The organism is Rhodococcus sp. I2R (assembly GCF_020889545.1).
In the GTDB taxonomy this organism is placed as follows: domain Bacteria; phylum Actinomycetota; class Actinomycetes; order Mycobacteriales; family Mycobacteriaceae; genus Rhodococcoides.
Genome location: NZ_JAHUTG010000062.1, coordinates 1 through 1,713, shown reverse-complemented (window position 1 = coordinate 1,713; position 1,713 = coordinate 1). Strand labels below are relative to the sequence as shown.

1 protein-coding gene is annotated in these 1,713 nt (G+C 57.8%); it reads left to right on the top strand.

Annotated elements, in window-relative coordinates; genetic code table 11:
• Positions 1-19: 19 nt before the first annotated feature.
• Positions 20-1,713: cytochrome c oxidase subunit I (gene ctaD / locus KVY23_RS24780; protein WP_230558530.1), on the top strand; the 1,694-nt coding region annotated here is incomplete at its 3' end.

Genomic DNA, 1,713 nt, shown 5'->3' with positions numbered 1-1,713 from the left:
CGCATCTTCAGGAGGATCAGTGACTGCCCTAGCTCCTAGGCCCACTCCCGCTGTGACGGCGGCGAGGCCTTTTCCGCCGCGGATGGGACCGAAGGGTTCGTTCGTGCACAAGGCGGTGACGACGACTGATCCCAAGGTGTTGGGGGTCATGTACATCGTTACCTCGTTCGTGTTTTTCCTTATCGGTGGGTTGATGGCGCTGTTGATGCGCTCGGAGTTGGCTGTTCCGGGGCTGCAGTTTCTGTCGAATGAGCAGTACAACCAGTTGTTCACGATGCATGGCACGGTCATGTTGTTGCTGTATGCGACGCCGATCGTGTTCGGGTTCGCCAATTACATTCTGCCGTTGCAGATCGGTGCTCCGGATGTGGCGTTTCCGCGGTTGAATTCGTTTTCGTATTGGTTGTATTTGTTCGGGGCGTTGATCGCGTCGGCGGGGTTCATCACTCCTGGTGGTGCTGCGGACTTCGGGTGGACGGCGTATACGCCGTTGACGTCGGCGTTGCATTCGCCGGGTGTGGGTGCGGATCTGTGGATCATGGGTCTGGCGTTGGCGGGGTTGGGCACCATTTTGGGTGGGGTGAACATGATCACCACGGTGATTTGTTTGCGTGCTCCGGGTATGACGATGTTCCGGATGCCGATTTTCACGTGGAATATTTTGGTGACGTCGATTTTGATTTTGTTGGCGTTTCCGTTGTTGACGGCGGCGTTGTTGGGGTTGGCGGCGGATCGTCATCTGGGGGCGCATCTGTTCGATCCGGCCACTGGTGGTGTGTTGTTGTGGCAGCACTTGTTCTGGTTCTTCGGTCATCCCGAGGTGTACATCATCGCGTTGCCGTTCTTCGGGATCGTGTCGGAGATTTTTCCGGTGTTTTCGCGTAAGCCGATTTTCGGGTACACGGGGTTGATCTACGCGACGATCGCGATCGCGGCGTTGTCGATTGCGGTGTGGGCGCATCATATGTATGCCACGGGTGCGGTGTTGTTGCCGTTCTTCTCGTTCATGACGTTCTTGATCGCGGTGCCGACCGGGGTGAAGTTCTTCAACTGGATTTTCACGATGTGGCGGGGTCAGGTGACGCTCGAGACGCCGATGTTGTTCTCGATCGGGTTCTTGGTGACGTTCTTGTTCGGTGGGCTTTCGGGTGTGTTGTTGGCGTCGCCGCCGATCGATTTCCATGTCACCGATAGTTACTTCGTGGTGGCGCATTTCCATTACGTGGTGTTCGGGACGGTGGTGTTCGCGACGTATGCGGGTATCTATTTCTGGTTCCCGAAGATGACGGGCCGGTTGATGGACGAGCGGTTGGGGCGGTGGCATTTCTGGTTGACGTTCATCGGTTTTCACGCGACGTTCCTGGTGCAGCATTGGCTCGGTAACGAGGGGATGCCGCGTCGGTACGCTGATTACCTGGCCTCGGATGGGTTCACGAATTTGAACATCATTTCCACGGTCGGTGCGTTCGTGCTCGGTGCGTCGACGTTGCCGTTCGTGTGGAATGTGTTCAAGTCCTATCGGTACGGTGAGGTGGTCACCGTCGATGATCCGTGGGGGTACGGCAACTCTTTGGAGTGGGCGACCTCGTGCCCGCCGCCGCGGCACAATTTCACCGAGCTGCCTCGTATCCGTTCCGAGCGTCCGGCGTTCGAGTTGCATTACCCGCATATGGTCGACCGGATGCGCGCCGAAGCCCACGTCGGTCCCGGGTC